1 protein-coding gene and 1 pseudogene are annotated in these 1,039 nt (G+C 72.4%); one reads left to right on the plus strand and one right to left on the minus strand.

The genetic code is table 11. The annotated features are described in order from the left end of the window. The coding region (locus tag I5I_RS14185) for a DNA glycosylase AlkZ-like family protein (protein ID WP_036321202.1) at window positions 1-855 on the plus strand (855 nt) is incomplete at its 5' end. A 12-nt stretch (window positions 856-867) separates the two neighbouring features. Here the strand turns inward: I5I_RS14185 and I5I_RS17700 are convergent. Next, window positions 868-1,039 (minus strand): annotated as a pseudogene (locus I5I_RS17700) (deferrochelatase/peroxidase EfeB); the annotation flags it as partial.

Consider the following 1,039-nt stretch of genomic DNA (forward strand, 5'->3'; position numbering starts at 1 on the left):
ACCCGGGGATCCTCTAGAGTCGTCGCCGCCGAGGACCTCGCCTGGATCCTCGAGCTGACGCGCGAGCGGCAGCAGCGCCAGGCGGCGGGGGTGCACCGTGCGTTCGGCATCGAGGCCGACGACATCGCGCGCGCCGAGCGGGCCGTCGGGGCCGCGCTCTCGGGCGGCAACCGCCTGACGCGAAACGAGGCGGCGACGGTCATCGCCGCCGCCGGTGCGGATGTCGCGGGCTCCCGCGGAGGTCACCTGATCTCGGCCCTCGCCGTTCGCGGGGGTGTCGTCTTCGGCCCGGTCGTGCCGCGCGACGGCGCGCCCACGCGGGAGCAGTACCTCGTCGCCGCCGACGACTGGCTGCCGGATGCCGCGGCTCCCACCGAGCCCTGGGGCGAGCTGTTCGTCCGGTATCTCGCCGGGCACGCACCGGCCACCCTCGACGACTTCCGCTGGTGGGCCGGCGTTCCCGTCGGTATCGCCCGGTCCGCGCGGGAAGCCGCCGGCGATCGGGTCACGGCGCTCGACGAGGGCCTTTTCCTCGGCGCCGACGCGCCAGCCGGAGACACTGCCGAGGCAGTCTCCGGAGTGCTCGCGCTGCCGCCCTTCGACGAGTACTACCTCTCGTACGCGGACCGCTCCCGAGTCTGTCCGCCGGAGCACCTCGCAACGATCGGTCCGACCCTCAACGGCCTGGTGCGTCCCGTGCTCATCGCCGGGGGAGAGGTGTTCGGTACCTGGCGCCACTCGACGGCCGTCGGCAGACACCATCTGCTACCGATGTCCGACCCCTTCGGTGCCGCGGTCGACGCGGCATCCGTGGAGGCCGCCCTCGGGCGCGTCGCCCGGTTCTTGCGCGTGTAGCGCTGCGCCGCCTCAGGCGAACAGACCCGCCCCGACGTACGAGCCCTCCTCGGCTCCCGGGGGAATGGCCCACAACCCCGAGCCGATGTGGCGGATGTACTCGCTCAGCAAATCCCTCAACAGTGCACGCTGCAGGGCGATGAACTGCCGCGGGAAACCGTTGGTACGCAAGAAAGAACAGGCC

It is taken from the genome of Microbacterium sp. B24, from assembly GCF_000333415.1.
Taxonomy (GTDB): Bacteria; Actinomycetota; Actinomycetes; order Actinomycetales; family Microbacteriaceae; genus Microbacterium.